The following is a 24,803-nucleotide window of genomic DNA, read 5'->3' as shown; positions in this document are numbered from 1 at the left end:
TGAGCTAATAGCGGCGTTATAGCAAAACGAGATATCTTCAGTAAAAGCCTACAAAGCCACCCCTTGCAAGTTTATGCCTTTTATCAAAGCGTAAACTTGCTCGCCTACTTGCAGCTTCATTTCTTGCTGCGCCCACAAAGTAATTTGCGCTTTTATGACTTGCTCGGCCAAATTTAGGCTGACCATAACTTGTTGCTGTGCTAGCACCTCAATGTCGGTGATGGTCGCGGCTACTATGTTTCTCATGCTGGTGCCTTCGGGTTTACTGCGACTTAACGCTACGTCTTTCGCGGCAACTTTCAACCTCACCTGCTGCTCGGGTGCCAGCGACACTTCTGACGACCATAAATGACATTCTGGCGCCAGCGACAAAGGCGTCATGCCATGACGCTCATCTTGTTGCATTACCTTGGCAAGTAACAGACTACTTACCCCTTCGGCTTGCTGCCAAGGTAACATGGCAGGGCTATTCCACACCTCTTCCAAGGTACCTTGGCACGCCACCTGGCCATCACTGACGACCAATAACTCATCCACCAGCTGTAGCAGTTCTTGCTGTTGATGCGTCACGTATAAAATAGGGATTTGGCTGCGCTTCGCAATCCGTTTTAAGTAAGGTAACAATTCCTGCTTACGAGGCTGATCAAGGGCCGCCAAAGGCTCGTCCATCAGCAACATTTCTGGCTGAGTAAGCAATGCGCGGCCAATAGCGACTCGCTGTTTTTCACCGCCCGAGAGCTGCTCAGGAAAACGTGAAAGTAAATGGGCGATACCCAATAATTCCACAACCTCGCTCAGCTTGTCTTGCTCTTCTTTGGGGCAGCCATAAAGCAAATTGCCTTGCACGGTGTAATGGGGAAAGAGCCTAGCGTCTTGGAACACATAGCCAATTCGGCGTCGTTCTGGCGCTAAGTTTAGGCCTTTATTGCCATCAAAAAAGCACTGCCCCGCAAACGTTATGCTGCCACTGTCAGGGGTGATTAATCCAGCAATCATATTAATCAAGCTGGTTTTACCCGAGCCAGATACACCAAACACCCCTATCACGCCATGGCCAGGCAGATCACAATGAAAATCTAACGCGCATTGACCGAGTTGTTTGCTGATTTTGAGACTCAACATCAGCGGCGCTCCTGATGATTGCGTCTGAGCAACCACTCTGATGCCAGCAATGCTGTAATAGACAATACAATGGCGATAATACACAAACGCGCAGCCTCAGATTCCGCACCTGGAGTTTCAATGAAGCTGAACATCGCGAGTGGCAAGGTTTGGGTTTGCTCTGGAATATTTGAAACAAAGGTAATGGTTGCGCCAAACTCACCCAAACTGCGGGCAAATGCCAACACCATTCCGGCTAAAATACCGGGGTAAACCAAAGGTAAACTAATGGTGTAGAAAACCTTAAACGGTGAAGCGCCTAAGGTTCGAGCAGCTTGCTCAAGTTTTGGGTCAACATTTTCAAAAGCTTGCCTGATTGCTCTTACCATTAACGGGAAAGCCACCACCGCCGCAGCCAGTGCAGCGCCTTGCCAACTAAACGCAAAGCTCAGACCAAACCATTGCTGTAAAGGTTGCCCTAGCATCCCGTTACGACTAAATAGCAAGAGCAGCAAATACCCCGTGACCACTGGCGGTAACACCAAAGGTAAATGCACTACACTATTTAATAAGCTTTTACCCCAAAATTCTTTTTTAGCCAGAACCCAAGCCACCAATATTCCCACCGGTAAGCTGGCTGCCACCGCCACCGAAGACACTTTTAAACTGAGCGCTAGGGCTTGCCATTCATAATCAGTTAACACGAGGAAATACCTCAAAGCTGTGCTGGCTCAGCGTTGCCAATGCTTGCTGTGACCACAAAAAGTCATAAAACCGGGCTGATGCTCGCGTCTCAGATAATAAGAGCGCGGGGTAAATAATAGGATCGTGGCTGTCTTTGGGAAACACTGCCAAAGTGTGCACTTTTGCAGAAGCCTCGGCATCGGTTTGATACACCACAGCCAACGGCGCAGCACCTCGTTCAACCAACGCCAGCGCTGCCCGCACGTTATTACTGGCGGCTATTTTATGAGCTAATTCTGACCACACGCCTAACGCGGATAATGCTTGTTTGCCATAGATGCCAGCCGGCACATGACGGCTATCCGCCATAGCTAGATAGTCTTGCTGTAACGCCGCTTGCCATGCCTGCACACTAGTGACATCAAATCCTTGTTGTGGCCCACTGGCAACCAACACCAATTGATTACCAAGCCAAGGCTGCGACTTAGCAGTATTTATCGCCGTATTGTCCAACACATACTGCATCCAAGCCTGGTTTGCTGACACGTAAATATCTGCCGGGGCGCCTTGACTAACTTGCCGAGCCAACGCTGAAGATGCACCGCTTACCAAGACAATATCATCGTCATGTAGCTGTTCATAACGTTCTATTATTTGCTGTAACGCAGGACTCAAAGATGCTGCCGCAAAGACTTTTACACTGGCCGCGTGAACGTTTAATGTCAGCCCAGCCATTAGCAGCAAGGCGATAAATTTTACCATTTCCACGACCTCGTCATACTAATGCGTTAAATTTTACGTAAAGTGAATAATATTTAATCTATTGTGCCTCAGATTGTTATCTCGTGCATTGCCGATTGAAACGACTCTTTGTAAGCTAGCGGCATCTCTCTCAGGTAATTATATTATGTTTAAAAAAATCAAAGAAGAAGATGGCCTCACCTATATTTCTGAAAATTGCGCGATTACCGGCGATTTGAACTTAAAAGGTGAAGTGATCATTAATGGCACAGTGGAAGGCACCCTTACCTGCGATGGCAACGTGACCATCGGACGCAATGGCAACCTGATTGGCGTATTGCGAGCCACTGAAGTGTTTGTGTCCGGCAAAATTGACGGCGAAACACATTGTGAAATCCTCAACGTTGAAAACAAGGGTGAAGTGAATGGCGAATTATTCAGTAACGACATTCGCATCGACCGCGGCGGCCAATTCTTTGGCGTGCGTAAACAAAAAATAGACGACAAAAAGGTCTTGGATTTCGACAAAAAGTCGGACGATAAAAAACAAGATCCGGTGCAAGAAGCCATTTCTGAAGCAAAGAAAGTCGCTAAAAAATAACGCTCTCACTGCGTGCTCTGTCCGGCCTGCGCAAACCAGGCCGGATAAGACCCAACGGCTGTTATTGGCTAGCGGTTTGTATCGGTCCCAGTTTTCCCTGTTTTAGTAACTGCGTGAAAAAATCACGCTCAAACTGTCTAATAGGGTTTAGCTTCTGGCGGTACTGTTTATATTGTTTAGCCGGTAGATAGTAACCACTGACCAAATACGCAAACAACCTAGGGCCTTTTTCGGTTTCAATTACCCCCACCATGTTCACAACGCTTTTTAGCGAACCCGTTTTTGCTTTTACCTTGCCCTTTAAACTGTCAATCGCCAATGAGCGACGATATTGCAAGGTACCATCCACGCCTGAAACCGCCAGCAAGTTGATCAAGCCTAATTGTTTATCGTTGTTGAAGGTGTAAGCCATCACGTCTACTAATTGCTTCACCGTGATCAGGTTATGACGCGACAATCCCGAACCGTCCGCCAAAATGGCTTCACTTAAATCAATGCCTGCGCTACCTAACACTCGCTTCACCGCCAAACCACCATTACGGAAGTTACCCGGCTGTTGGTAATAAACGGCCCCTATGGTTTTAAACACCACGTCGGCAATTAAATTGTCTGAACGTTTAAGCATACGACTTAATAAGCTATCTAAACTGGCAGAACGTTGTTTCACTAACACCTGCCCTTCTGGCACTTCAAAGCCTTCACGCTTAATACTCCCTTGGTGCTGTATACCAAGACTTTTTAACTCGGCAGCTAAGATGCTGGCGAAGTATGTCACAGGATCATTAATTGAAAACTTCATCGGCGTCGGCTTTTGCCTTGGCACAAAGCACCCCGTCAATTGGTAGTGATTTTTATCACCTCGATTGAGTTCTAAATCACAATGCTGCGCGCGCTTTTCTTTCGCGGTGACAGCAATCGTTGTATTTTCAATGCGTAATGGCTCGTGCTTGGGAATAAACAAGCGGGTCTCGCCGTCTTTACCCAAAGACAAATTACCCTGTACACAGTTGCGATTCAAAATCACCGCACTGCTCGGCGAGGTGTAACACACGCCCAAATCATTCCAAGATTGGCCATTACTCCAATGGTAACCATTAAACTTGGCGTCATTAATCAAGATATCGCCTTGAATGCGCTTTACACCGTGTTTTTTAAGCTCTTTCAACATACTGCGCAGCTGAGTGCGGGTAAAGTCAGGCGCTCCCGACATGCGCAAGCGCAAATCTTGATTTAAAGAGCCTTGCTTAAGGCTGGCCTTTTGGCTGACCTCAAACTGGGTATCAAAACGATAATTCCCCCCTAGCAACTTTTTTGCAGCCACTGCGGTCAGTAATTTTTGGGTACTGGCAGGCGCTTTACGCACCAGCATATCGTGTTGTTCAATAATGGCGCCGTTGGTGGTCGTTACCAAATAAGAAACGTGCGGCTTGGCAGCTAAACCGTCGAATGCGTCGGCTTGCGCCGTGGAGGTCACAAGAGCCAATAGAAAAATAAAAAGAACACTCATGCTTTGGCCTAAATTATTATTAATACACTTACCTTAGATGGCTGAAATCAAAAAAGAAAGCATATTAAAGTGAGTTTTAGTAAATATTACTTTTTACCTCATCAAACCTCATTGACAATTATTTGAGCAACGAATTTAACCCCATAACGATGGCCTCTGGGTTGATAAATATAACGCAGTAAAAAAGAGCAAAAAGACCGCGACAAAATCGGTGCGATATCGCTCACTAACATCACCCAGCGCGAGCCTAGGCTTTGGCGCGGTCTATGTTCTAGCGTTGCTGCTTTATCTAACATTTATCGGTTATTACGGAGAGAATATTGAGGCAAGTGGCAACTCGTCAGACGAACTATCGCCAAGCAGTTGAGCAAACTGTTCGGGTACGGTATGTTGAGCAGCATCGTCATCGCTACAAAGTTAATCTCACTATGACAGAGCCCATCTCTGACGAACAACTGATGTTAAATTATGGTCAAGGGGACGCCAGTGCCTTTGAACAATTATACTTAAGGCATAAAGGCGGCGTGTACCGCTACTTTTTACGCCACACCAGTCGCGCCGAAGTGGCTGAAGAGTTGCACCAAGATATCTGGATGAAAGTGATCAATGCCAGAGAGGGCTATCAAGTCAGCGCTAAATTCAGCACCTGGCTTTATACCTTGGCCCACAATCATTTGGTGAACTATTACCGCAAACATAACAAAGCCCAATTGCTGGACTTTGATGATGTGGCAGAGCCAGAAGACGAATTACCCACGTTAGACGTGCAGTTGAGCCAAGGGCGTACCGTCGACAAACTGCTCGCTCAGGTGGAAGCCCTGCCGAGCCAACAAAAAGAAGTGTTTTTACTAAAACACGAAGGGGGCTTTAGTTTAGAAGACATTGCTGAACTGACCAAGTCCAGCTTTGAAGCGACCAAAAGCCGCTTACGTTATGCCATGAAAAAGATAAAAGAGGGAATTTCTGATGCCCACTCATGAACGCAGCGATTCCAATATAAGCCAAGACTACCAAAGCCTTAGCAAAGAGCAGCCAAGCCAAGCCTGCGATAACGCGATTTTAGCAGCATCCAGACGTGCGGTTTCAAGTAAGCCGAAAGCGGTTAACAAGTCTTCGTGGAAAAACATGCCGTATTTATCGGCCATTGCCGCTTCCCTGTTTGTGGTGGTGGTTATGTTTGCTCAGCAACAACAGGACACTCCGGACACGCCAGCTATTGCGCCGGAAGCCGCCGTTGCGCCAATGTCAGCAATCTTAGTTGAAGACAGCGCACCGCAGCTTATGCGCAGCACCAAAAAAATGTCAGCGCCTGTAAGCACTGTCAGTGGTAAGCTAGCGCAACAAGGCCAGCAATGGTTTTTAATTACCGCTCAACAAAGTTACTTATTAGAAAACGTGCCTGCAGATATCGCACAATGGTCACAACAAACCGTGTCAGTCTCAGGAGCACAGAAAATGATTGATGATCAAGTCGTTATCTTGGTCGAACAGATTCAACAACCATAGGAAACAAGTATGTCAGGTCAGGGTTCTGCCGGAAATGTCATCGCGGCAATTTGTAGCTTCTTTATATGCGGGCTCGGTCAGTTAGTGCAAGGGCGTATCCTTGCCGCTATCATGTTCTTTATATTTGTGTCTTTGTCGTATGGCATTGCCAGCATGACCTTAGGCATCTTCTTAATTATCGCGGTGCCATTGCATATTTGGTGCATCGTAGATGCCGCCTTGTATAAGGGTAATTAAGCCAAATTAAGGCAAGGGAATCCCCTTGCCTTGCTTTCTCATTAAATATCAATAATTATGGCAGCAACGCCCGCTTTGCAATGCTATAATCCTGCTCCGGTTGTTCTACGCTCCCGGCAGGATAAAACATGACAAACCCTTTATATCAAAAAGACATTATTTCAATCGCCGACTTATCTCGTGATGAGCTTGAATTGATTGTTGCAACAGCAAAAGACCTTAAACATAACCCCCAGCCTGAACTATTAAAAAACAAGATAGTCGCCAGCTGTTTCTTTGAAGCGTCGACTCGTACGCGCTTATCTTTTGAAACCGCCGTGCAGCGCTTGGGTGGCTCGGTCATTGGTTTTGATAGCGGCGGCAATACTTCGCTGGCGCAAAAAGGGGAAACCCTGGCAGACTCTGTCAAAGTCATCTCGTCGTATTCAGACGCCTTTTTCATGCGCCACCCTCAAGAGGGAGCTGCGCGCTTGGCTGCCGAGTTTGCATCGGTTCCAGTCATCAATGGGGGGGACGGTTCTAACCAGCACCCCACGCAGACCCTGCTTGACTTGTTTACCATTTACGAAACACAAAGTAGCCTGCAAAACCTCAATATTGCCTTTGTGGGGGACTTGAAATACGGCCGTACTGTGCACTCATTAGCGCAAGCATTATCCCTGTTTAACTGTAATTTTTACTTTATTTCGCCGCAAGCATTGGCAATGCCTGACTACATCATCGAAGAGCTTGATGAAGCAGGTATTAATTATTCTACCCATGAATCTATCGAAGAAGTCATCGACTCTCTTGATATCTTATACATGACCCGAGTACAAAAAGAGCGCTTCGACGAAACCGAGTATCAGCACATGAAGTCAGCTTTTGTGCTTAACGGCAGTATGCTGAGCAAGGTGCGTGATAACCTGAAGATTTTACACCCTCTGCCTCGGGTAGACGAAATCACGACCGACGTTGATGACACCCCTTATGCCTATTATTTCCAACAAGCAGAAAACGGTGTTTATGCTCGTCAAGCGCTGTTAGCCCTGGTGCTTTCTAACCAGTTTCAGGAGTCATAATGGAAAAAAAACTTGAAGTAAAAGCTATTCAAAATGGCTCAGTGATTGATCATATTGCGGCTGGTCAAGGTGTGAAAATTCTAAAATTCTTTCACCTCACGGACACGCAACAAAAAATCACTATTGGTTTAAACCTGCCCACCAGCAGCAACACCACGAAAGATTTAATCAAAGTAGAAAATACGCAAATCAGCGACACGCAAGCCAACCAGCTGGCACTGTTTGCGCCAAACGCCACTATCAACTTGATTGAAGATTACAACGTGGTTAAGAAGTTTGACGTACAACTGCCGGAGTCTATCCAAGGTGTATTAGGGTGCCCAAACTCTAATTGTATCAGCCATAATGAACCTGTTAGCAGTCGCTTTTACGTGAAAAACATTAATAAGATAAAGCTGAAATGTCATTACTGCGAAAAGAGTTTCACAACCGACTTCTTTACCGAACTGGACTGACATTAATAGCACACAGTAAAAACAAAAAAGGCGCCAAGTAGGCGCCTTTTTAAGTCTTGTACCCATAGGTAATGGGGAGTATTTGCGTGGTTAGCTTAGGAATAAGGGGCGACTAGCTTGCGGTAACAAGGGGTTTGCCGGGCTCACTGATAAGCGAACCATTATGACCTGTTCTTTCCTTCCAACTTGAAACCAGTATAACTAGCCAGGCCGACAATAACTTACTTTTGTTGTTGAAATAACCGGCCAATTACGCAATAAATCACCCTATAGTTAGCAATATGCACAATCAATAATAAAAAATCTATGTGAGGCAATAATGAGCAAACTCGATCGTACAGACCGCCGTATTTTAAGCTTAATGCAAGAGAATGGTCGTATTAGCAACTTGGAGTTAGCAGAACAAATAGGTTTATCTCCCTCTCCTTGCTCACGCCGGGTTAAAGCGTTAGAGGAAGCCGGTTACGTAAAGCAGCATGTCACCTTGTTAGATCCCAAAAAACTCGGTTTGAGCTTAACCGCTTACATTCATATCAGCATGGACCGCCATACGCCTGACAGATTCGAAACCTTTGAGCAACAGGTCAGCGAATACGACGAGGTGGTGGAATGCTGTTTAATTACCGGTGTAGACGCGGATTATCAATTGAAAGTAGTCGTGCCAGACATGGAGTATTACCAAGAATTTTTACTGGGAAAGCTCACCCGCATCCAAGGGGTGACGGGTGTTCGTTCCAGCTTCATGCTCAGAAATATCTTAAATAAGACAGCGTTACCGTTAACTCACATAAAATAAATCGGCTGGCCTCAATAATGTGATCTATATATTAAAGAGAACAACATGATATAGATCACATTTAAAAGGGGCCTGATTATGACGATAAAGCAGCCAGTGACAATGTGGATGATAGGGGTAACCAGTTATTGCCTGTCGCTCTATGCCACGGCTTATACCACGGATGAAGCTTATCAAGTTGTGGATAATGCCATGATAGAGCTCAATATGATTGCCTTACCCACGGTTCCAGTGAGCACCAAAAATGCCCTCAACTTGAAAGCGCCACACCATGTATTGCAAAAGTCTCGTGAGGTTTACGCGAATTTACAACAGCTTAAACAACTCAAAGGCTTAGATTCTTCTCCTGTTCCTTATTTCCCCACCAGCAGCATTCAAGAAGCCGATTTAGAGCAAGTGATTGACTTAATCTATATGGATATCAAAGTGCTGCAACAGGCTCACAAGGTGGAATCACCTAAGCAATACGCACCGCTACCACAGGGCACCACCTACACCGAGCTCTTTGTGCGTTTAGATGAACTCAACCAAAGAATTGTGCCTTTATTGCAAGAAGAGCAAGCCATTTATTTATACCCTGCGGTGATTAGCTTGATCAGCGATTTGGATGCCATACGCCAAGCTCGTAAAATTTATGACCCCGTCGCCATTGCTGCTGGCTCAACCAATAAACAAAACTACGACGTGTATTATCAACTGGTGAAAATTCATTATCATTTACACCGTTTTTGCGTACTCAATGCCAGCCTTTGTTCCAGTGGCGGCATTAACGCCATGGCCGTGGAAGGCAATCAAATCCCTGAAGACATTATTTCGGACGCGATTTACAACCTCATGGCCGAAGTCGGTGTGATCAAGATAAACATGGGGCTTAATAAGCCCACCAAAGAATTCGCAGCGCTGCAAGGCCGTGACATGAATAAGGTTTTTGACGCTGCATTAACGGCCCAAAATTTAGCGGCCACTATACGCTAGCGTGAGACTGACCTTGCTCCAAGCAAAAACCTCGACCATAGGTCGAGGTTTTTATTCACCCTAAGATCAACCGCCATGTCGCAACATAAAGCTTTACGAAACAGCCATAATAGGGCTATTTCATCTCAACAGCTAAGCCGGCAATAAAACACTTGCATGCTTTTGATGATTAGGCATCAGGCAAATCTTGCAATAGCGCTTCGCTGTGCTGCTGAAATTCAAAATCCTTACCTTGCTTCACGATCGCTTCAAGGATTGTTTTGGCTTGTTGCTTTTTGTCATTTTTAATCAAAGCTTGGGCCAAGTGGTACTGAATATATAAATCTGTGGGATCCAACTTATTCGCTTCTAGCAATAACCGCTCAGCGCGCTCTTCTTCTCCTTGTTGCAACAATATATAACCTAAGGTATCTAGGATGTTGGCATCATTCGTATCGAGTTTATACGCAGTATCTGCATGCTCACGAGCAAGCTCAAGTTGTTTTTCCTCTTGGTATAACCACGCCAAATTATTCTCAATCAAAGCGTTGTCTGGGCGCATTTCGCGCAGCTTTAACAAATTTCCAATGGCGGCCACATTTTGCTTTCGCACCATTTGAAAGTCGGTCAATAAATTCAGGGCTATATAGTCGCCCGGGTAGCGTACCAACCAATTTTTTAACGTGTTTTGCGCTTCATCGTATTGTTGATCTGACCAATATGCATTCGCCAGCTGAATCAACACCAGGTTTGTTTCACGTTTCTTTAATGACGCTTGATACAAGCTAATTGCCGCTTTTTTATCACCTTCAATCAACGCAATACGCGCTTGTAGCTCATCGCTTTTAGCATTCGCTGGAAACTTCGATAGATATTCAACCATGCTTTTTTTAGCAGGCTCTAGCTGCCTAAGTGCTAGCAAAATATTGATCTTCATGATGGCAGCTGGCGGCGAGTTAGGGTTCAGTTCCAGTGCTTTGTCGGCCTCTACAGCGGCCAATTGATATTGACGTAAGCCCAAATTAGCCGACGCTAAATAATAGTGACCGGCAAAGCTTTTCGGCTGCTGCGCTACAAAACTATCCAATAAGGGTAATGCCGCTTGATAGCGGCCTAAACGCGTAAGCGCTACACCGTTATAAAACAGTAAGCGTACATTATTACTGTGGTGGGGCCTTATTTGCTCTACCAAGGCTAACGTTTGCGGCAACTCATCGCGAAAGAAATGGTATTCAATCAGTGCTAAATGGCTCAATAAATCTTTTGGATTGTGTTTCACCGACTGCTGTAGATAAGGCAGCGCTTCGCTCTCATTGCCGTTGTGTAATTCTATTCGATACAACTGCAGCAGTGCTTTGGGGTCATTAGGCGCCACTTCTAACAAAGCCAAATATTGCTTTTTCGCTTCTGCAACGTCTTGCTGTTTAATGGCAATCGCGGCCAAGTTTTTCAAACCCGTAGCATTGTTAGGGTCAAGAGCCATTACTTGGGTAAATTGGGCTTTTGACTCGTCCAGCTGATTGTTTACGAAATACACTACCCCTGCCAAAATATAACCGACAGCTTCTTGTGGAAAATCAGCCTGCACCTGTTTGGCTTCTTTGAGCGCTTGGTTCAAGTCTTTATTTTGGATATAGCCCAACACCAAGGCAATTTTGATTTCTAACGTTTTCGGAGATTGCTGCTCAGCTTGTTTAAGGTATTCAATACCTTCACTGATCTCGTTATTATTGAGCGCAGCTTGGGCCTTCATTAATACGATGCTGTTGTCTTCACTGTCAAAAGCTTCAGCTTGACGTAACATCTCTTGCGACATGTCATATTGCTTATCTGCCAAAAAAGCACGGCCGGCTGCTTTTAATAAAGGTGTATCATTTTCGCTAAAATCATCGGCTTTTATCAAACTCATGGTTTCAGCCGCCGCCTGACTTTCACCGAGCTTAAATTGGATCGCTGACTTGAGTTTTAATGCTTTAGAAAAGTGCGGATAAGCATAAAGCACCTTGTTAATATGTGAATAGGCATTTTCGTATTGCGCTAGATGAAATGCGCTGTAGGCTGCGATCATTTGCGCCGGCACGAAGTCTTCGTTCACCCGAATCGTGCTGTCTGCAGCCTGCTTGGCTTCCTGATATTGCTTGTCATGGAAATAAATAAAGGCTTTGAGATAATTTGCTTGAGGGTGATTTTCTGCCACTTTCAATAGCTTATCCAACTTTTCTGCGGCAGCTTCAGGATTCTCTTGAGCTAATAGCACCTTGGCTGAATTGATTAACAATTCAGGGTTACCATATTGCATAACTTCTACTTGTTCAAAGATGGCTAACGCAGGAGCGAATTCACCTTGCTGAGTCAACAACTCCCCTTTTAATATCATGGCTTTGACAAGCTCTGGCTCTTTCTCAAGCGCCATTTCAAGGTTATGTTCGGCGGCTTCAATATCATCGAAAGCCAAAGCGTGCAGCGCACTGGCAAACAATAGCTCTGCCGTAGGTTCAGCTAACGCTTTTGCTGCTAACAGTTGCTCTTGGGCTTGTTCAGCATTTCCAGCCAGTAAATAACTTTGCGCCAGTAAACTGTGGCCATCTACCTGCTGCTCAGCAGACCAGCCTGACATGTCGGCCAAGGTCGTGACCATCTGCTCATGCTTTCCTTGACGAAACTGTGCTTTAGCCAACTTTAGTGCTAAATCAGAGCTTGGCGTTATCTGAATCGCCTTGCTTAACTCTTTTTCTGCAAAGGGATACATGCCAATATAAGAATATGAATCTGCGAGTAACGCTTTGGCTTTCGCCGATTTAGGGTCTGCCTTGATAACATTTTTAAAAGCAATAATGGCACTACTGTGCTCTTTTTGTTGCTGATAGTTAATGCCCTGTTCCATTGCCACTTTAGGGTCAATGTCGGGCTCTCCACAAGCCACCAGCCATAAACTACTTGCAAGCAAGCAGACTTTCAAAGAAGTGGAAAAATTGTTCATTCGTCGCGAGATCCTTGTTGAAAAATCTCAGGCTCTTGATAGCGTCCTGGAGATAAAAGGTGATTGGGGTCGAGAGCACGTTTTATTTTCGCCAAAGTGGTGCTGTAAGCTGCATCAGGCGCTGGTAACTGCGCCATTGCATGGGTAGACAGCCGATACGGGTAATAGCCCAGCTCGGTCAATTTCTTAAGTAAGTCATCATGGCAAGCCATTGCTTGCTGTTCTTGTTGCACAATATCACGGTCATAAGTAATGCAAATCACACAGTCTATGCAGCGAGGACTCAATAAAGTCATTGAAATAGCCGGCTCAAAGCCATATTCCAATAACGTTTTAGAGACCAGATCCGCTAAAAGACGAGCGTGATGACCTGTCATAGGAGCCACTGGGGCCAACCACAGCAGTCCGCACTTGTCACGATCCGGGTGGGCTTGGTCCATGGCCGGTGGCGGCAAGCGTTTACGCCAATACGTGCTGCCAATAAACGCGTTGGTGGGCACCCCCTGCTTTAAATAAAACACAGGTTCAGTTTTATCCAGCGCCTGCGCTAAATCGACACCTGTTAGCCATTGATACGGTTTTTGCAGCCACCGGGCTAACTTTAAAGTGCGGGCATTGAGAAAGTTCAATTGCTTTGAAGGCAGCTTGGCAAGGGCTTGTTTTACTCGCTTCTTAGCAGCACGAATACTCGCCTTGCTGCCATACAGAGCCCCACTGGCACTCCACTCTTTAACGTCCAGCTGTTGCAATTTTTGGGCCACCCACTCGCGCGCTAAAGGCGTTTGCTCGGCCATTTCTTGCCAAGGATATTGATCAAACGCGGAAACCACCTTGTCGCCATTGACAATATGCATGGAGCTGGTGAGCGTACCATCTAAGCGTAAAGGGCGCAGGGCATCTATCATGGCAGCAAAGTCAGCGTGTTCAACGCTACAAAAAAAAGCTTCGTAGGCTTGCGGCTTAGGCATCAACCACAAAGTCATTTGCGTCACTATGGCTAAATTTGACTGACTAAATAAACCATCAAGGTAAGGGCCAACGCCCCAATGATAGACCTGCGCAGCTTGGGCATTGGCAAATCGACCAAAGCCCGTTTTGAAACAGCTACCATCGGCCAGTACGACTTCCAAGCCAGACACTTGGCTAAAATGGTCTCCGTAGGGGGTATGACCAAAGCCTCGTTCTAAGGTGTTGCCAACAATGCTGCATTGAGCTGATGAACCAGTGGCGTCCATCCAAAGCTTACCGCCTTGTTGTTGTAAAAACGCGTACAACTGAGCTTGCGTCACCCCAGGCTCAATCGTGACATACGCTAACTCTTCATTGTAATCTATGATGTGAGTCATTCGCTTTAGGTCAAGTATGAGGCAGCCATTGGCAGTGGGCACAGCTGAACCATAGCCCCAGTTGCGACCAGAGCTCACGGTATAAAGCGGCATCTTAGCTTGCTGTGCGAGCTTGAGTATGGCTTGAATATCGACTTTTGTGGCTGGCAGCGCCACCGCGAGTACCGAAACATTGGTCGCGTAGGTAGCCGTTTCATAAGGCAACACTGCGTGCGGTGCTGATAACACATTATCAGCACCCAATAACGCCTGCAGTTGCTGCACAAAAGGGCTCATAGCTCACCTATAAAAATTAACTTTCCTAAGTGTAGTCAATCAATTAAGCACCTGCTCGTCGCGAACGAGTGAAACTTAAGGAGACTTGTCGCCGCCCTTAATTAAGCAACCCGGTTTGGCGACTTCCCGTTTCACTCCTCGCTCTAAATGTTGAAACAACACCTGAAAACCCGGTGATAATGCAGCAAGAAAATCTTGCGGATTAATGTAATAAGGCGCACGTCGACCATGGTAATCCACAGTTGGCCCGACTTTTTTAAACTTAATGCCCACAAAGCGCATACTGCGCGCGAGTCTTGGCTCCATCATGACAAAGCAATGCTTAATATTGCGATTAATGACGATAGATGCGGCAGATAAGTAAAGCCCGATAGCAATAAATGGAAAACACCTGAGTTCATGCTCTGAATAGGTATGTTCATTAATTACACCTGCGGCTGCGCCTTTAAACTTATCGGCCTGACGTCGACGAAACTCAGCGGGGACTGCCAATCGCGAAATTTCACAAATTTCACTGCGGTCAAACTGATCAGGCCGTAATACTGGGTCGGTAATCGCCCCTTGGCAATACTTCTCAAGTGGCAATAAATCTTGCTCATTGAGTGGGGTTACGACCCGAACACAGCCCGCAAAATGCTGGCTGTGTTTGTGTTCTATCATGCAAAAAATGGAGTAATCATCAAATTCATCCCGCTCTTTGCCATCGGCTTTGATGGGTTCAAATTCTAACTCTTGGCAATACACGTCATGGCGAATTTTATGCACCTCTTCTCGTAAAGCTTGTTCACGAGGAATAACAGGGCGCAGAAACTCATCAAAATGATGAGCGATATTAATGGCTTCGCGGTTTGCTTGATAAGCAACGACCTTTTTGACAACAAACTGCAAGCCAGGTAATTGAACAAACCATTGTTTGAGAACTGTCATACGCTACATCCATGGAAGAACAGGCACACTTACTCAACCGATAGATTCAAAGTCAGTGGCCCAAAAAAGCACCTCGTTTGAGGTGCTTTGGTTACACACTATTTTCTACGACGGATTTGAGATAAACCCAATAAACCTAAACCAAATAATGCAATAGAAGCTGGTTCAGGAATTCTAAGCTTGGCTGTTGCATATGAACTGGTGATCGAGTTTAAGGTATAATTATGGCCGTTAATGAGGCTAAACATTGACGAGGCTTTGAAAAAGCCCGTTTTTGCCGTACCGACGGTTCCAAATAATGAAGTTCTTGCACCATTAGCAGTGTTGTCTCGTTGTACTGAGTCGTTCAAGCTAAAAGGATCACTCGCGCCTTGCAAGCCAACGGTGAGGTCGTCAGCGTTCCATTGTAAAATGACACCTTGGAATGGGTCGTCAGGATTTTCGTCAAAGGCCGTATTATCTATGATTTGATAGCTTTGAGTATATTGTGCTTCTGCCAATGCATCCTCGAAGCCTTCACCGACAAATGCCTCCAAATACGCTGATGCATCAAACTCAATGTTAAACTTGGTGTCACCACCTTCCCAGACAAAGTCGACGGTTGAATTTAAGGTATTAACTGAAGTAGACGTACCGAGCCCATCGGTGACTAACTCAACGGTAGATTCACTGCCTATCATGGCTCCGTCTGTAATGTAGTCATACACCATCACCATCACAGCCTGTTGTGTATCAGGGTCGATGACTTCAACTTCAACCCCTTGATCATTGATCACTCCATCACCATTTAAGTCATAATCGATGACCGCCCCCAAAATCAGTTGGTCAGCATATGCGCGATTCTGTATCGGGTACCCAGTTAAACTAGAAACTAGGTTAGCATTAAAGTCATTATCTCCCCCTAAGCCTTCGCAACCGGATCCTATACATAAATCGTTGATAGTCGGAGTGGCGAGGGTTGCACCAGACGCATCAACAAACGGGAAGTCTATACCGGCTAGCTCCGGTGGCACGCCTGCTTGAATCAAATTAAAGGAGTTCTTGCTGACCACTCCTGAAGACTCTATCACGCCATCTAGCTCGGCTGCTGCAGCTGCGTTATTGGTAGAGTTAACATTGCTAAAATCGTTATTATTAAAGGTATTACCTTCATCGTCTAAAAATTTTACGCCAATCAGCTCAATCACAGAAGTGGCGAGAACGCCTTCTGCAGCTTGAGCTGGCGTGGCAGTCACACTCAGCAACGCCCCAGCAACAGCTAGACCCAGTGTGGTTTTACGTAATGTGTTCATAGTGTACCTCGTAATATGTATATATTTCAGGCCATACAACTACCTACGAGGTTACAATTGCATCAATAATGCCAACTTAAAGTCGGTATAAAATAGAATAAGATAAAATGTTTTAACTATCAATAACGAGGCTTATTTGCAATTATTGTAAAAGCTTCTGACACCTTAATTATTAGTATAATCAGTAACTAACAGTGTAACCTATATTGCGTCGAGTAAGGCTTTTAGGGCTTGTGCTTGCTGCTGTGAAGGAAAGGCTTGTTGCTGCGCAAACAACTGCTGCAGCACGCGTCTGGCTTTTACAAAGTCATTCCCGCCGTAATAAGCTTGCGCCAAATGAAACAAGTACTCTCCCTTGGGGTCCGCTTCAACTAATGGCTGTAATATTGCTTGCGCGGCGGCGTATTGCTCGCTATCGATCAAAAGTACACCGTGAGTATCTATTAGCTCGGCATTATCTGGATACAATGCCAGACCTTGCTTGACCCATGCCATACCTGCTTCAGGCTGACCAGCAAGGTGCTTCAACCAAGCTAAATTATTCAATACCACCAGCGCATTGGGCCGCAGCTCTAGCAGTGAGAGATAAACTTGCTCCGCTTGTTGATAATCTTGCTGTAATAATAAGCTTTGTGCGAGCGCAAGTTGTACCTTGGTATCACGGGGGCGTTGTACTAACCAAGCTTGCAGAATTTTCGCGCCCGTACCCTGCTGTCCTTGCCTTTGATATACCGCGTAACGCTTGAGTAAGTACTGATTAGATTGATAATCTTGTTGCAATTGCTCCAGCAATGCCAGTGCCTTATCGAATTGTTTCTCCGCGAGTAATAAGTCCACTTCTAATTCCAACCAGCTTTGCTGGTGCTTCCCCCTTAATCCCGCAGCAGCGCTCAACAAGCCCCGCGCTATTTCATATTGCTGAGCGTCAATGAACGCCGCCACGCGGAGCCGGCTCATATCATTGTAAAGAGGATGCTGAGGGGGCCATTCAGGCAAAAAACGTGCAAATTCAAGTTGCCGTTGTTGCGCGCGCATGGTTTGTTGCAATGCCAGATAAAGCGTGAATTGTTGCGGTGAGACAAGCAGTAAGTCTCGGTAAAATACTTCGGCCTGTTGCCATTGTAATAACTCTGCGGCGCCTTGTGCTGCAAGCAACAACCAAGCAGGGTTTTGCTGCATTTCAGTAGGCATAGTCAACAATAAAGCTTGGGCACTCGAGAAGTCGCCTTGAGACTGATAGACGTCTGCCAGCAGCAATAAACTCTGAGGCGCTACCTGTGATTGCTGCGCCGCTGTCTCTAACCTTTTAATTGCAGCACTGCTTTGCTGGCGCTCTAAGTCAGCCATGGTGGCAAAATACAGCAGTTGCGGTTGCAGCGGCGCAAGAGGTAACACTTGTTCCATGAGCTTTGCTAACGCAAGCCAGTGCTGTTGACGATAGAGGCATAACGCAAGTAACTGGGCAAAATGTAAGTTGTCCGGCGACAATTCGCGGGCTTGGCGAAGGGCTTGTTCGGCACCGGCATAGTCCATTTGTTTTAACATCACCAAAGCACGCATGTGCTGCTGTAAGCTTGCTTGTTCAGAGGGTAGCTTGTCAGCTACCTGTAAGGCTGCTGACAGCTGTTGGGTTTTGACATAATACGAGAATAATAATCGCGCTTCGCGCTCGTTTAATTGCGCCTGCTGCTGCAAAGCTTGTTCAATGACTTCTTGACCATCTTGCTCGTCGCCTAGCATTACCTGAGCCAAACCTAGCTGTAACAGCTGCTCTGCCGCCTCTGGCTGGAGCTGCTTAAGATTGTTTAGCAGTGCCCGCTCAACTTGCTCAGGCTTACCTTGGCTGGCTCGAGACTTCATATCCGTTACCAAGGTAAGCAACAGTGGTAACTGATTAACATCTTGCCAATGAATATGCGTGGCTAAATCGGCGGACTGTTCAACCTGACCTAACTTTAGCAAAATATCCACCATTACCCGCTGGACTAAATGATCTGCAGGTAATTGCGTCGCCACTTTATTCAACTGATTATAAGCCTGCTCCCAATGCCCCAAATAATAATGTGCTAGACCATTGATAACTCGTCCAGGGTGATGCTCAACCTGACTTAACAGAATGCCGGATTCATTGATTGCGCGATTGAAGTCTTGCTGTAAAAAAGCCAAGTAGGCTTGCTGAAAGATAAGCTGTACATGCTTAGGCGATAATTGGCGCGAGGCAGCCATCGACTGCTTGGCCAGCTCAAAATCTAACTTGGCCAAAGCGGCATCCGTTAGCAATAAACTGTATCTCAGTTGCTGTGGATCATGTTGGTGTAACTGATGAAGCCCCTCAATGGCGTTGTCATACTGGCCACCTTGCATATAGGCATTCACCGCTAGCCATTGCCGCTGCCAAGGATATTGGTCCGAGTCTATCGCTGCTAAGTATTGTAAGCTCTGCTGCCAGTTTTGCTGCTGCAAGCTGATCATTGCATGACCCAACTGCTGCTCTACCGGCTTGCCCGTTAGGTCGGCTAAAAGTTGCTCGGCAATACTGACTTGTTGCATCGACAGGGCAGCATCCACCTGCAGCAAGAGTAATTCACAGCGAACTTGTTCAGACCATTGCGGTAGAGGCTGAATAGCAAGTACTTCTTGATACGCACCAGTTTCAAAATACGCTTGCGCCAACGCACTGGCCGCCTCAGAATATTGCAAAGAAAGCGCTAACTGCAACTCTTTGGTCGCGGCGGGGTAGTGCTTTTGCGAGAGGTAAACCTGACCGAGTAAATACCTCGCAAAAGCATCTTCAGGCTGTTGTTTAATATGATTTTTCAGGTGTAAACCAGCCTGCTGATAGGCATTTTTAGCCAGCGCCTGTTGCGCTTGTTGAATATCATCTTGCTGAGGATCTTTACTGCAGCCTAACAGGGTTATACAGGCAATCAAGCCTAGTGTCGCTAATTTCATTGCCCAGCATTCACCTGCTCAAAGCTGGCTTTGTCAGCGCCACAATCAGGGCAAGTCCAGTCATCGGGTAAATCTTGCCACATATGGCCAGGCAAAATGCCATCTTCAGGTAAGCCTTTCGCCTCGTCATAGATAAAATCACACAGCATGCACTGCCATTTCGTCATAATCGCTATCTCTTATTGTTAACAACAAAAGCATAGCTGCATTTTTTCAAGGCATAAAAAAAGCCGCAATAAATGCGGCTTTGTTAGCAATATTTAATTTATGCGTCAGGGTTATAACCAAGGTTAGGCCCTAACCAGCGCTCCGCTTCAAGCATTGTCATACCCTTACGTTCAGCGTAATCGGCGACTTGATCTTGTTGGATTTGCGCCACTGCAAAATATTTACTTTCTGGATGCGAGAAGTACCAACCAGAGACTGCTGCGCCAGGCCACATGGCGAAGCTTTCCGTGAGCTTCATGCCAATGGCTTGCTCAACATCCAATAACTTCCAGATTTCACCTTTTTCAGTGTGCTCAGGACACGCAGGGTAACCCGGAGCAGGACGAATACCTTGATATTTCTCTCGAATCAAGTCGTCATTAGCCAAATTCTCATCTGGCGCGTAGCCCCAAATTTCTTTACGCACTTTCTCGTGTAATAACTCAGCAAAAGCTTCTGCCAAGCGGTCACACACCGCGGACATCATGATGGCATTATAATCATCATGGTTCGCTTTGAGCGCGTTTACCAAGTCTTCTTCTCCGATACCACCGGTCACCGCAAACGCTCCCACGTAGTCCGCTTTACCAGACTCTTTTGGCGCCACAAAATCTGACAAACAGTTATTAAAGAAGCCTTTTTTCTTCTCCGTTTGCTGCCTTAGACCGCACAAAGTAGTTAATAGTTGATTGCGACTTTCATCGGTAAACACTTCAATATCATCGCCTACGCGATTAGCAGGAAACAGCCCAAGAATGCCTGAAGCCTTTACGCTGTTATCTGCTATTAAGGCATCTAACATATTGTTGGCATCATTAAACAAGCGTTGCGCTTCTTCACCGACAACTTCATCTTCTAAGATGCGTGGGTATTTGCCGGCCAATGACCATGTCATGAAAAATGGCGTCCAATCGATATACTCTCGTATGTCTGCCAAAGAGAAGTTTTCAAACTTATGTATACCAGGTTGCTGTGGTACAGGGGGCGTATAGTTTGCCCAGTCAATGTCTACGCCATTGGCTCGCGCTTTTTCAAGAGATACTGGCGGAGTTCTTGGTTTTTTGCGTAAATGTTGCTCGCGTACCGTTTCGTAGTCTTTATTTAGACGTTCAACAAAAGCTGGCTTATTCTCTTCACTTAATAGGGTTTGACACACGCCTACCGCGCGAGATGCATTAGAAACATATACCACAGGCTCATCGTAGTTTTGTTCTATCTTCACCGCCGTATGGGCTTTTGAGGTCGTAGCCCCGCCAATCAACAGTGGCATAGTGAAGCCCTGGCGTTGCATTTCTTTCGCAACGTAAACCATTTCATCCAGCGATGGGGTGATCAAACCAGACAAGCCAATCATGTCGGCGTTTTCTTCTTTGGCAACTTTGAGTATTTTATCGCAAGGTACCATGACGCCGAGGTCAATGATTTCATAGTTATTACATTGCAGAACGACACCCACAATGTTTTTGCCAATATCATGCACATCCCCTTTCACCGTAGCCAGTACAATCTTACCGTTAGATAACGTGCCTTCGCCTTTTTCAGCTTCAATAAAAGGTTGCAAATACGCCACCGCACGTTTCATCACTCGCGCAGATTTAACCACCTGAGGTAAGAACATCTTACCCGAGCCAAATAAATCGCCCACCACGTTCATGCCATCCATTAATGGCCCTTCAATCACGTGCAATGGTCGCTCTGCATTTTGGCGCGCTTCTTCGGTATCATCTTCGATAAACTCGGTGATACCTTTTACCAGCGAGTGTTCTAGACGTTTATTAACATCCCAGCCACGCCACTCCGCAGCCTTAGGATCTTCAGCTTCAGCAGGCCCGCCCGCGTATTTGCCAGCAATGTCCAATAGCTCTTCTGTCGCACCAGGGTGCGTATTGAGCACCACAGCTTCTACTTTGTCTTTTAACTCTTTTGGAATATCGTCATAAATTGCCAATTGGCCAGCATTAACGATGCCCATATCCATGCCGTTTTGGAAACAGTAATAAAGGAATACCGCGTGAATGGCTTCACGTACTACATTGTTACCTCTGAACGAGAAAGAGACGTTAGAGACACCACCCGAAATCATTGCGTGCGGCAGGTTGTCTTTAATGTCTTTCACCGCCTCGATGAAATCAACCGCATAGTTGTTGTGTTCTTCAATACCTGTGGCAACCGCAAAAATATTCGGGTCAAAGATAATGTCTTCCGGCGGGAAGCCGACTTCATCCACCAAGATACGGTATGACTTTTCACAAATTTCAAATTTTCGCTCACGCGTATCGGCTTGACCAACTTCATCAAATGCCATGACGATAACGGCTGCACCATAACGACGAATCAGTTTAGCCTGAGCAACAAAATTCTCTTTGCCCTCTTTCATGCTGATCGAGTTAACGATGCCTTTACCTTGCACACACTTCAGGCCTGCTTCTAAGATTTCCCACTTAGAAGAGTCAATCATAATTGGAACTTTGGATATCTCAGGCTCTGTGGCACATAGGTTAAGGAACTTCTCCATACAATGAAGCGAGTCCAGCATGCCCTCATCCATGTTGATATCGATGATCTGGGCGCCCGCTTCAACTTGTTGCTGGGCAACTTCTAGTGCTGTGTCGTACTGCTCTTCTTTGATTAGGCGCTTAAAACGTGCCGAGCCGGTTACGTTGGTGCGCTCTCCTACGTTTTGAAATAACGTATCACTGTGAATATTAAGAGGCTCTAAACCACTTAACCGACAAGCAACTTCAATTTCTGGCAGCTCGCGAGGCTTAACACCTGCAACAGCCTCTGCCATTTGGCGAATATGCTCTGGCGTGGTACCACAACAGCCACCCACCAAGTTTAAGAAACCTTGCTCGGCCCATTCTTTAATATGTACCGCCATGTCTTCCGCGCTAAGGTCATATTCACCAAAAGCGTTCGGTAAACCGGCGTTTGGGTGGGCAGAAACATACGTTTCGGAAACACGCGACAACTCTTGCACATAAGTGCGCAACTCATCTGGGCCTAATGCACAGTTCAAGCCAAAAGATAATGGCTTAACGTGACGCATCGAGTTGTAAAAGGCTTCGGTTGTTTGGCCAGACAGTGTACGGCCTGAAGCATCAGTTATCGTGCCCGAGATCATCACGGGCAAGGTATAACCTATTTCGTCAAATACACTCTCAACCGCAAAGGATGCAGCTTTTGCGTTCAAAGTGTCAAAGATGGTTTCAATTAAGATGATGTCTGAACCACCTTCAATCAACGCATGGGTTGATTCGGTGTAAGCTTCAACCAGCTCATCAAACGTCACGTTCCGAAAGCTAGGGTCGTTCACATCTGGAGAAATCGATGCGGTACGGTTGGTAGGACCTAACACACCGGCGACAAAGCGTGGATTATCTGGCGTTTCAGCTGTTTTCGCATCCGCCACTTCGCGAGCGATACGGGCCGCTTCACGGTTGATCTCCGCAGACAGCGATTCCATCTCGTAGTCCGCCATCGCAATCGTGGTGGCATTAAACGTATTGGTCTCTAGAATATGCGCGCCGGCATCTAAGTAGGCTTTATGAATATCAGCAATCATTTGTGGCTGCGACAATACCAGCAAGTCATTATTACCTTTGACGTCACAATGCCAATCAGCAAATCGTTCACCACGATAATCGGCTTCTTCCAACTTATAAGATTGAATTTCGGTACCCATACCGCCATCAATCAATAAGATCTGTTTCGCCAGTTGTTGCTCTAATATTTGCTTGCTGTTTTCCATTACTTCTTACTGCCTACTGTTGCTGCCAAGGGCAAAAAACTTGAGTGCATCTTAGCACAATTCAAGAGTGGAATATTTAATCGATTGAGCCGAGCTCATCCAAGTTATAAGGGGTCTGCTGATACACGCAGTAATTCAGCCAATTGCTGTATAACAAGTTGCCGTGACTGCGCCAGGTTGCCTTGGGCACTTGGCTGACATCGTCTTGTGGATAGTAATTACTGGGTATCTCAGGGGCCAAACCTTCATTTGCATCACGTTGATATTCATTCGCCAAAGTATCAAAATCATACTCAGGGTGACCGGTAATATACACTTGTCGACAATCCGTCGTCGCTGCCAAATACACGCCTGCACCAGGGGTTGACGCAAATATATTTAGGTCGGTTTGCTCAGCAATATCTTCGGGACAAAATTTAGCGTAACGCGACAAAGGTGCTTGGAACACATCATCAAAGCCACGCACTAAAGGATGTTGCTGGTTAAAGGTGCTATGTTCAAACACCCCAGAATATTTCTTTGGGTGCGTTTCTTTCTTCATGCCGTAAATGACCTTGAGCGCGGCTTGCGCAGCCCAGCACAAGAACAAGGTTGAAGTAACATGGGACTTAGACCATTCAAGAATTTCAACAAACGTATCCCAGTAATACACGTCTTCAAATGGCACGACTCCAAGAGGGGCACCAGTGATAATAAAACCGTCCCATTTCTTATCTTTTACCCGGTCAAAGTCACTGTAGAATTTGTCGAGGTGTTCTTTGGGTGTATTTTTCGACGCTCGGGCATCTACCCGCACAAGTTCAATATCAACCTGTAGTGGTGTGTTCGAGAGCAAACGCATCAGCTGCGTCTCCGTCTCAATTTTTTTCGGCATTAAATTCAGGATTAAAACTTTTAAAGGACGAATGTCTTGATGTACCGCTTTCGATTCCGGCATCACAAAGATATTTTCAGAACGTAATACACCAGCGGCCGGTAAACCGTCTGGAACTCGAATAGGCATAACCACCTCCAAAAATTTTAGACATCCAGAAGTCTACACAAAAGGAGATTTTTTGTCAGTAAAGAAGCCTATTAAAAAACCTCAAAGGTGTCTGAAGTTTAGAAAAATCGATAAAAACAAACGGTGATTGCTGGTCAATACCGGCAATTTATTTCAGGCATAAAAAAAGGCCATCCGTCAGGATGGCCTTTTCTCTAATTCAAAGCTTGGCGGTGACCTACTCTCACATGGGGAAACCCCACACTACCATCGGCGCTACTGCGTTTCACTTCTGAGTTCGGCATGGGATCAGGTGGGGCCACAGCGCTATGGCCGCCAAGCATAAACTTTAATTCGGAAAGCCGCTATCGTTCTCAAACTTCTCGTTCACAAGCACTTCGTAATTCTTTGGCTTCAACACCGCTTAGGTGTTGTATGGTTAAGCCT

At 46.0% G+C, this 24,803-nt stretch carries 20 protein-coding genes and 1 rRNA gene; 8 read left to right on the top strand and 13 right to left on the bottom strand.

What is annotated here, in order from left to right:
* Nucleotides 1-48 precede the first annotated feature (48 nt).
* The 3 genes from modC to modA are packed head-to-tail and all read right to left on the bottom strand — an operon-like array spanning nucleotide 49 to nucleotide 2,547.
* Nucleotides 49-1,122, bottom strand: a complete 1,074-nt coding sequence (gene modC / locus D1Z90_RS02785) for a molybdenum ABC transporter ATP-binding protein ModC (protein ID WP_119909225.1) — start codon at nucleotides 1,120-1,122, stop codon at nucleotides 49-51.
* Nucleotides 1,122-1,805, bottom strand: a complete 684-nt coding sequence (gene modB, locus D1Z90_RS02780) for a molybdate ABC transporter permease subunit (RefSeq protein ID WP_119909224.1) — start codon at nucleotides 1,803-1,805, stop codon at nucleotides 1,122-1,124. Before modB ends, modC begins: the two co-directional genes overlap by 1 nt.
* Nucleotides 1,795-2,547, bottom strand: coding sequence for a molybdate ABC transporter substrate-binding protein (gene modA / locus D1Z90_RS02775; RefSeq protein ID WP_119909223.1), 753 nt, complete (start codon nucleotides 2,545-2,547; stop codon nucleotides 1,795-1,797). The genes modB and modA overlap by 11 nt, the downstream gene beginning before the upstream one ends.
* A gap of 145 nt (nucleotides 2,548-2,692) precedes the next feature.
* On the opposite strand from modA, the gene D1Z90_RS02770 reads away from it, so the two are divergent.
* A complete protein-coding gene (locus D1Z90_RS02770) occupies nucleotides 2,693-3,127 on the top strand; it encodes a bactofilin family protein (protein WP_119909222.1) in 435 nt (144 codons plus the stop codon).
* Nucleotides 3,128-3,188: 61 nt separating this feature from the next.
* Here the strand turns inward: D1Z90_RS02770 and dacB are convergent, their stop codons facing one another.
* Nucleotides 3,189-4,634, bottom strand: coding sequence for a D-alanyl-D-alanine carboxypeptidase/D-alanyl-D-alanine endopeptidase (dacB, locus tag D1Z90_RS02765; RefSeq protein ID WP_119909221.1), 1,446 nt, complete (start codon nucleotides 4,632-4,634; stop codon nucleotides 3,189-3,191).
* Nucleotides 4,635-4,963: 329 nt separating this feature from the next.
* On the opposite strand from dacB, the gene D1Z90_RS02755 reads away from it, so the two are divergent.
* The 7 genes from D1Z90_RS02755 to D1Z90_RS02725 all read left to right on the top strand — a co-directional run bounded on the left by D1Z90_RS02755 (nucleotide 4,964) and on the right by D1Z90_RS02725 (nucleotide 9,664).
* The gene (locus D1Z90_RS02755) at nucleotides 4,964-5,614 is read left to right on the top strand and encodes a sigma-70 family RNA polymerase sigma factor (protein ID WP_158587036.1); all 651 of its coding nucleotides are present in this window, start codon (nucleotides 4,964-4,966) and stop codon (nucleotides 5,612-5,614) included.
* Nucleotides 5,601-6,140 carry a hypothetical protein gene (locus D1Z90_RS02750; protein ID WP_119909218.1) on the top strand — a complete coding sequence of 180 codons (540 nt, stop codon included), beginning with the start codon at nucleotides 5,601-5,603 and terminating at the stop codon, nucleotides 6,138-6,140. The genes D1Z90_RS02755 and D1Z90_RS02750 overlap by 14 nt, the downstream gene beginning before the upstream one ends.
* Before the next feature lie 9 nt (nucleotides 6,141-6,149).
* On the top strand, nucleotides 6,150-6,377 hold the full coding sequence (locus D1Z90_RS02745; protein ID WP_119909217.1) for a hypothetical protein: 228 nt from the start codon (nucleotides 6,150-6,152) through the stop codon (nucleotides 6,375-6,377).
* Nucleotides 6,378-6,505: 128 nt separating this feature from the next.
* On the top strand, nucleotides 6,506-7,438 hold the full coding sequence (gene pyrB, locus D1Z90_RS02740) for an aspartate carbamoyltransferase (RefSeq protein ID WP_119909216.1): 933 nt from the start codon (nucleotides 6,506-6,508) through the stop codon (nucleotides 7,436-7,438).
* A complete protein-coding gene (gene pyrI, locus D1Z90_RS02735) occupies nucleotides 7,438-7,893 on the top strand; it encodes an aspartate carbamoyltransferase regulatory subunit (protein WP_119909215.1) in 456 nt (151 codons plus the stop codon). The genes pyrB and pyrI overlap by 1 nt, the downstream gene beginning before the upstream one ends.
* 319 nt (nucleotides 7,894-8,212) lie before the next feature.
* Entirely contained in the window at nucleotides 8,213-8,689 is a 477-nt protein-coding gene (locus D1Z90_RS02730) for an Lrp/AsnC family transcriptional regulator (RefSeq protein WP_119909214.1), read from the top strand.
* 78 nt (nucleotides 8,690-8,767) lie between these two features.
* Nucleotides 8,768-9,664 (top strand): hypothetical protein, encoded by an 897-nt coding sequence (locus D1Z90_RS02725; protein WP_119909213.1) that lies wholly within the window; start codon nucleotides 8,768-8,770, stop codon nucleotides 9,662-9,664.
* Nucleotides 9,665-9,833: 169 nt separating this feature from the next.
* Here the strand turns inward: D1Z90_RS02725 and prsT (D1Z90_RS02720) are convergent, their stop codons facing one another.
* The 9 genes from prsT (D1Z90_RS02720) to rrf all read right to left on the bottom strand — a co-directional run bounded on the left by prsT (D1Z90_RS02720) (nucleotide 9,834) and on the right by rrf (nucleotide 24,697).
* Nucleotides 9,834-12,623: an XrtA/PEP-CTERM system TPR-repeat protein PrsT gene (gene prsT / locus D1Z90_RS02720; protein WP_119909212.1), complete on the bottom strand. Its 2,790-nt coding sequence runs from the start codon at nucleotides 12,621-12,623 to the stop codon at nucleotides 9,834-9,836.
* A complete protein-coding gene (locus D1Z90_RS02715) occupies nucleotides 12,620-14,245 on the bottom strand; it encodes an FAD-binding oxidoreductase (protein ID WP_119909211.1) in 1,626 nt (541 codons plus the stop codon). Before D1Z90_RS02715 ends, prsT (D1Z90_RS02720) begins: the two co-directional genes overlap by 4 nt.
* A 75-nt stretch (nucleotides 14,246-14,320) precedes the next feature.
* The gene (locus tag D1Z90_RS02710; protein WP_119909210.1) at nucleotides 14,321-15,172 is read right to left on the bottom strand and encodes a PEP-CTERM/exosortase system-associated acyltransferase; all 852 of its coding nucleotides are present in this window, start codon (nucleotides 15,170-15,172) and stop codon (nucleotides 14,321-14,323) included.
* Between the two features lie 98 nt (nucleotides 15,173-15,270).
* On the bottom strand, nucleotides 15,271-16,464 hold the full coding sequence (locus D1Z90_RS02705) for an EDSAP-1 family PEP-CTERM protein (protein WP_119909209.1): 1,194 nt from the start codon (nucleotides 16,462-16,464) through the stop codon (nucleotides 15,271-15,273).
* A 201-nt stretch (nucleotides 16,465-16,665) separates the two neighbouring features.
* Nucleotides 16,666-19,416, bottom strand: coding sequence for an XrtA/PEP-CTERM system TPR-repeat protein PrsT (gene prsT / locus D1Z90_RS02700; RefSeq protein ID WP_119909208.1), 2,751 nt, complete (start codon nucleotides 19,414-19,416; stop codon nucleotides 16,666-16,668).
* Complete coding sequence (locus tag D1Z90_RS02695) at nucleotides 19,413-19,583, bottom strand: rubredoxin (RefSeq protein ID WP_119909207.1); 171 nt, start codon at nucleotides 19,581-19,583, stop codon at nucleotides 19,413-19,415. The genes prsT (D1Z90_RS02700) and D1Z90_RS02695 overlap by 4 nt, the downstream gene beginning before the upstream one ends.
* A 98-nt stretch (nucleotides 19,584-19,681) precedes the next feature.
* Entirely contained in the window at nucleotides 19,682-23,374 is a 3,693-nt protein-coding gene (gene metH / locus D1Z90_RS02690) for a methionine synthase (protein WP_119909206.1), read from the bottom strand.
* A 76-nt stretch (nucleotides 23,375-23,450) separates the two neighbouring features.
* Nucleotides 23,451-24,377, bottom strand: a complete 927-nt coding sequence (metA, locus tag D1Z90_RS02685; protein WP_119909205.1) for a homoserine O-acetyltransferase MetA — start codon at nucleotides 24,375-24,377, stop codon at nucleotides 23,451-23,453.
* A 204-nt stretch (nucleotides 24,378-24,581) separates the two neighbouring features.
* Nucleotides 24,582-24,697, bottom strand: a 5S ribosomal RNA gene (gene rrf, locus D1Z90_RS02680).
* Nucleotides 24,698-24,803 lie beyond the last annotated feature (106 nt).

Origin of the sequence: Motilimonas pumila, assembly GCF_003596335.1 — a bacterium.
Lineage (GTDB): Bacteria > Pseudomonadota > Gammaproteobacteria > Enterobacterales > CBDFNC01 > Motilimonas > Motilimonas pumila.
The sequence above is the reverse complement of the archived record's forward strand: the minus strand, read 5'-3'. Positions and strand labels throughout refer to the sequence as shown.

Excerpts from the sequence above, each read along its gene's own strand:
- prsT (WP_119909208.1), bottom strand. The coding sequence starts at position 19,416 with ATGAAATTAGCGACACTAGGCTTGATTGCCTGTATAACCCTGTTAGGC.
- D1Z90_RS02725 (WP_119909213.1), top strand. The coding sequence starts at position 8,768 with ATGACGATAAAGCAGCCAGTGACAATGTGGATGATAGGGGTAACCAGT.
- D1Z90_RS02710 (WP_119909210.1), bottom strand. The coding sequence starts at position 15,172 with ATGACAGTTCTCAAACAATGGTTTGTTCAATTACCTGGCTTGCAGTTT.
- D1Z90_RS02705 (WP_119909209.1), bottom strand. The coding sequence starts at position 16,464 with ATGAACACATTACGTAAAACCACACTGGGTCTAGCTGTTGCTGGGGCG.
- D1Z90_RS02695 (WP_119909207.1), bottom strand. The coding sequence starts at position 19,583 with ATGACGAAATGGCAGTGCATGCTGTGTGATTTTATCTATGACGAGGCG.
- metA (WP_119909205.1), bottom strand. The coding sequence starts at position 24,377 with ATGCCTATTCGAGTTCCAGACGGTTTACCGGCCGCTGGTGTATTACGT.
- metH (WP_119909206.1), bottom strand. The coding sequence starts at position 23,374 with ATGGAAAACAGCAAGCAAATATTAGAGCAACAACTGGCGAAACAGATC.
- modC (WP_119909225.1), bottom strand. The coding sequence starts at position 1,122 with ATGTTGAGTCTCAAAATCAGCAAACAACTCGGTCAATGCGCGTTAGAT.
- prsT (WP_119909212.1), bottom strand. The coding sequence starts at position 12,623 with ATGAACAATTTTTCCACTTCTTTGAAAGTCTGCTTGCTTGCAAGTAGT.
- pyrI (WP_119909215.1), top strand. The coding sequence starts at position 7,438 with ATGGAAAAAAAACTTGAAGTAAAAGCTATTCAAAATGGCTCAGTGATT.
- modA (WP_119909223.1), bottom strand. The coding sequence starts at position 2,547 with ATGGTAAAATTTATCGCCTTGCTGCTAATGGCTGGGCTGACATTAAAC.
- pyrB (WP_119909216.1), top strand. The coding sequence starts at position 6,506 with ATGACAAACCCTTTATATCAAAAAGACATTATTTCAATCGCCGACTTA.
- D1Z90_RS02750 (WP_119909218.1), top strand. The coding sequence starts at position 5,601 with ATGCCCACTCATGAACGCAGCGATTCCAATATAAGCCAAGACTACCAA.
- D1Z90_RS02730 (WP_119909214.1), top strand. The coding sequence starts at position 8,213 with ATGAGCAAACTCGATCGTACAGACCGCCGTATTTTAAGCTTAATGCAA.
- D1Z90_RS02715 (WP_119909211.1), bottom strand. The coding sequence starts at position 14,245 with ATGAGCCCTTTTGTGCAGCAACTGCAGGCGTTATTGGGTGCTGATAAT.
- D1Z90_RS02770 (WP_119909222.1), top strand. The coding sequence starts at position 2,693 with ATGTTTAAAAAAATCAAAGAAGAAGATGGCCTCACCTATATTTCTGAA.
- D1Z90_RS02745 (WP_119909217.1), top strand. The coding sequence starts at position 6,150 with ATGTCAGGTCAGGGTTCTGCCGGAAATGTCATCGCGGCAATTTGTAGC.
- dacB (WP_119909221.1), bottom strand. The coding sequence starts at position 4,634 with ATGAGTGTTCTTTTTATTTTTCTATTGGCTCTTGTGACCTCCACGGCG.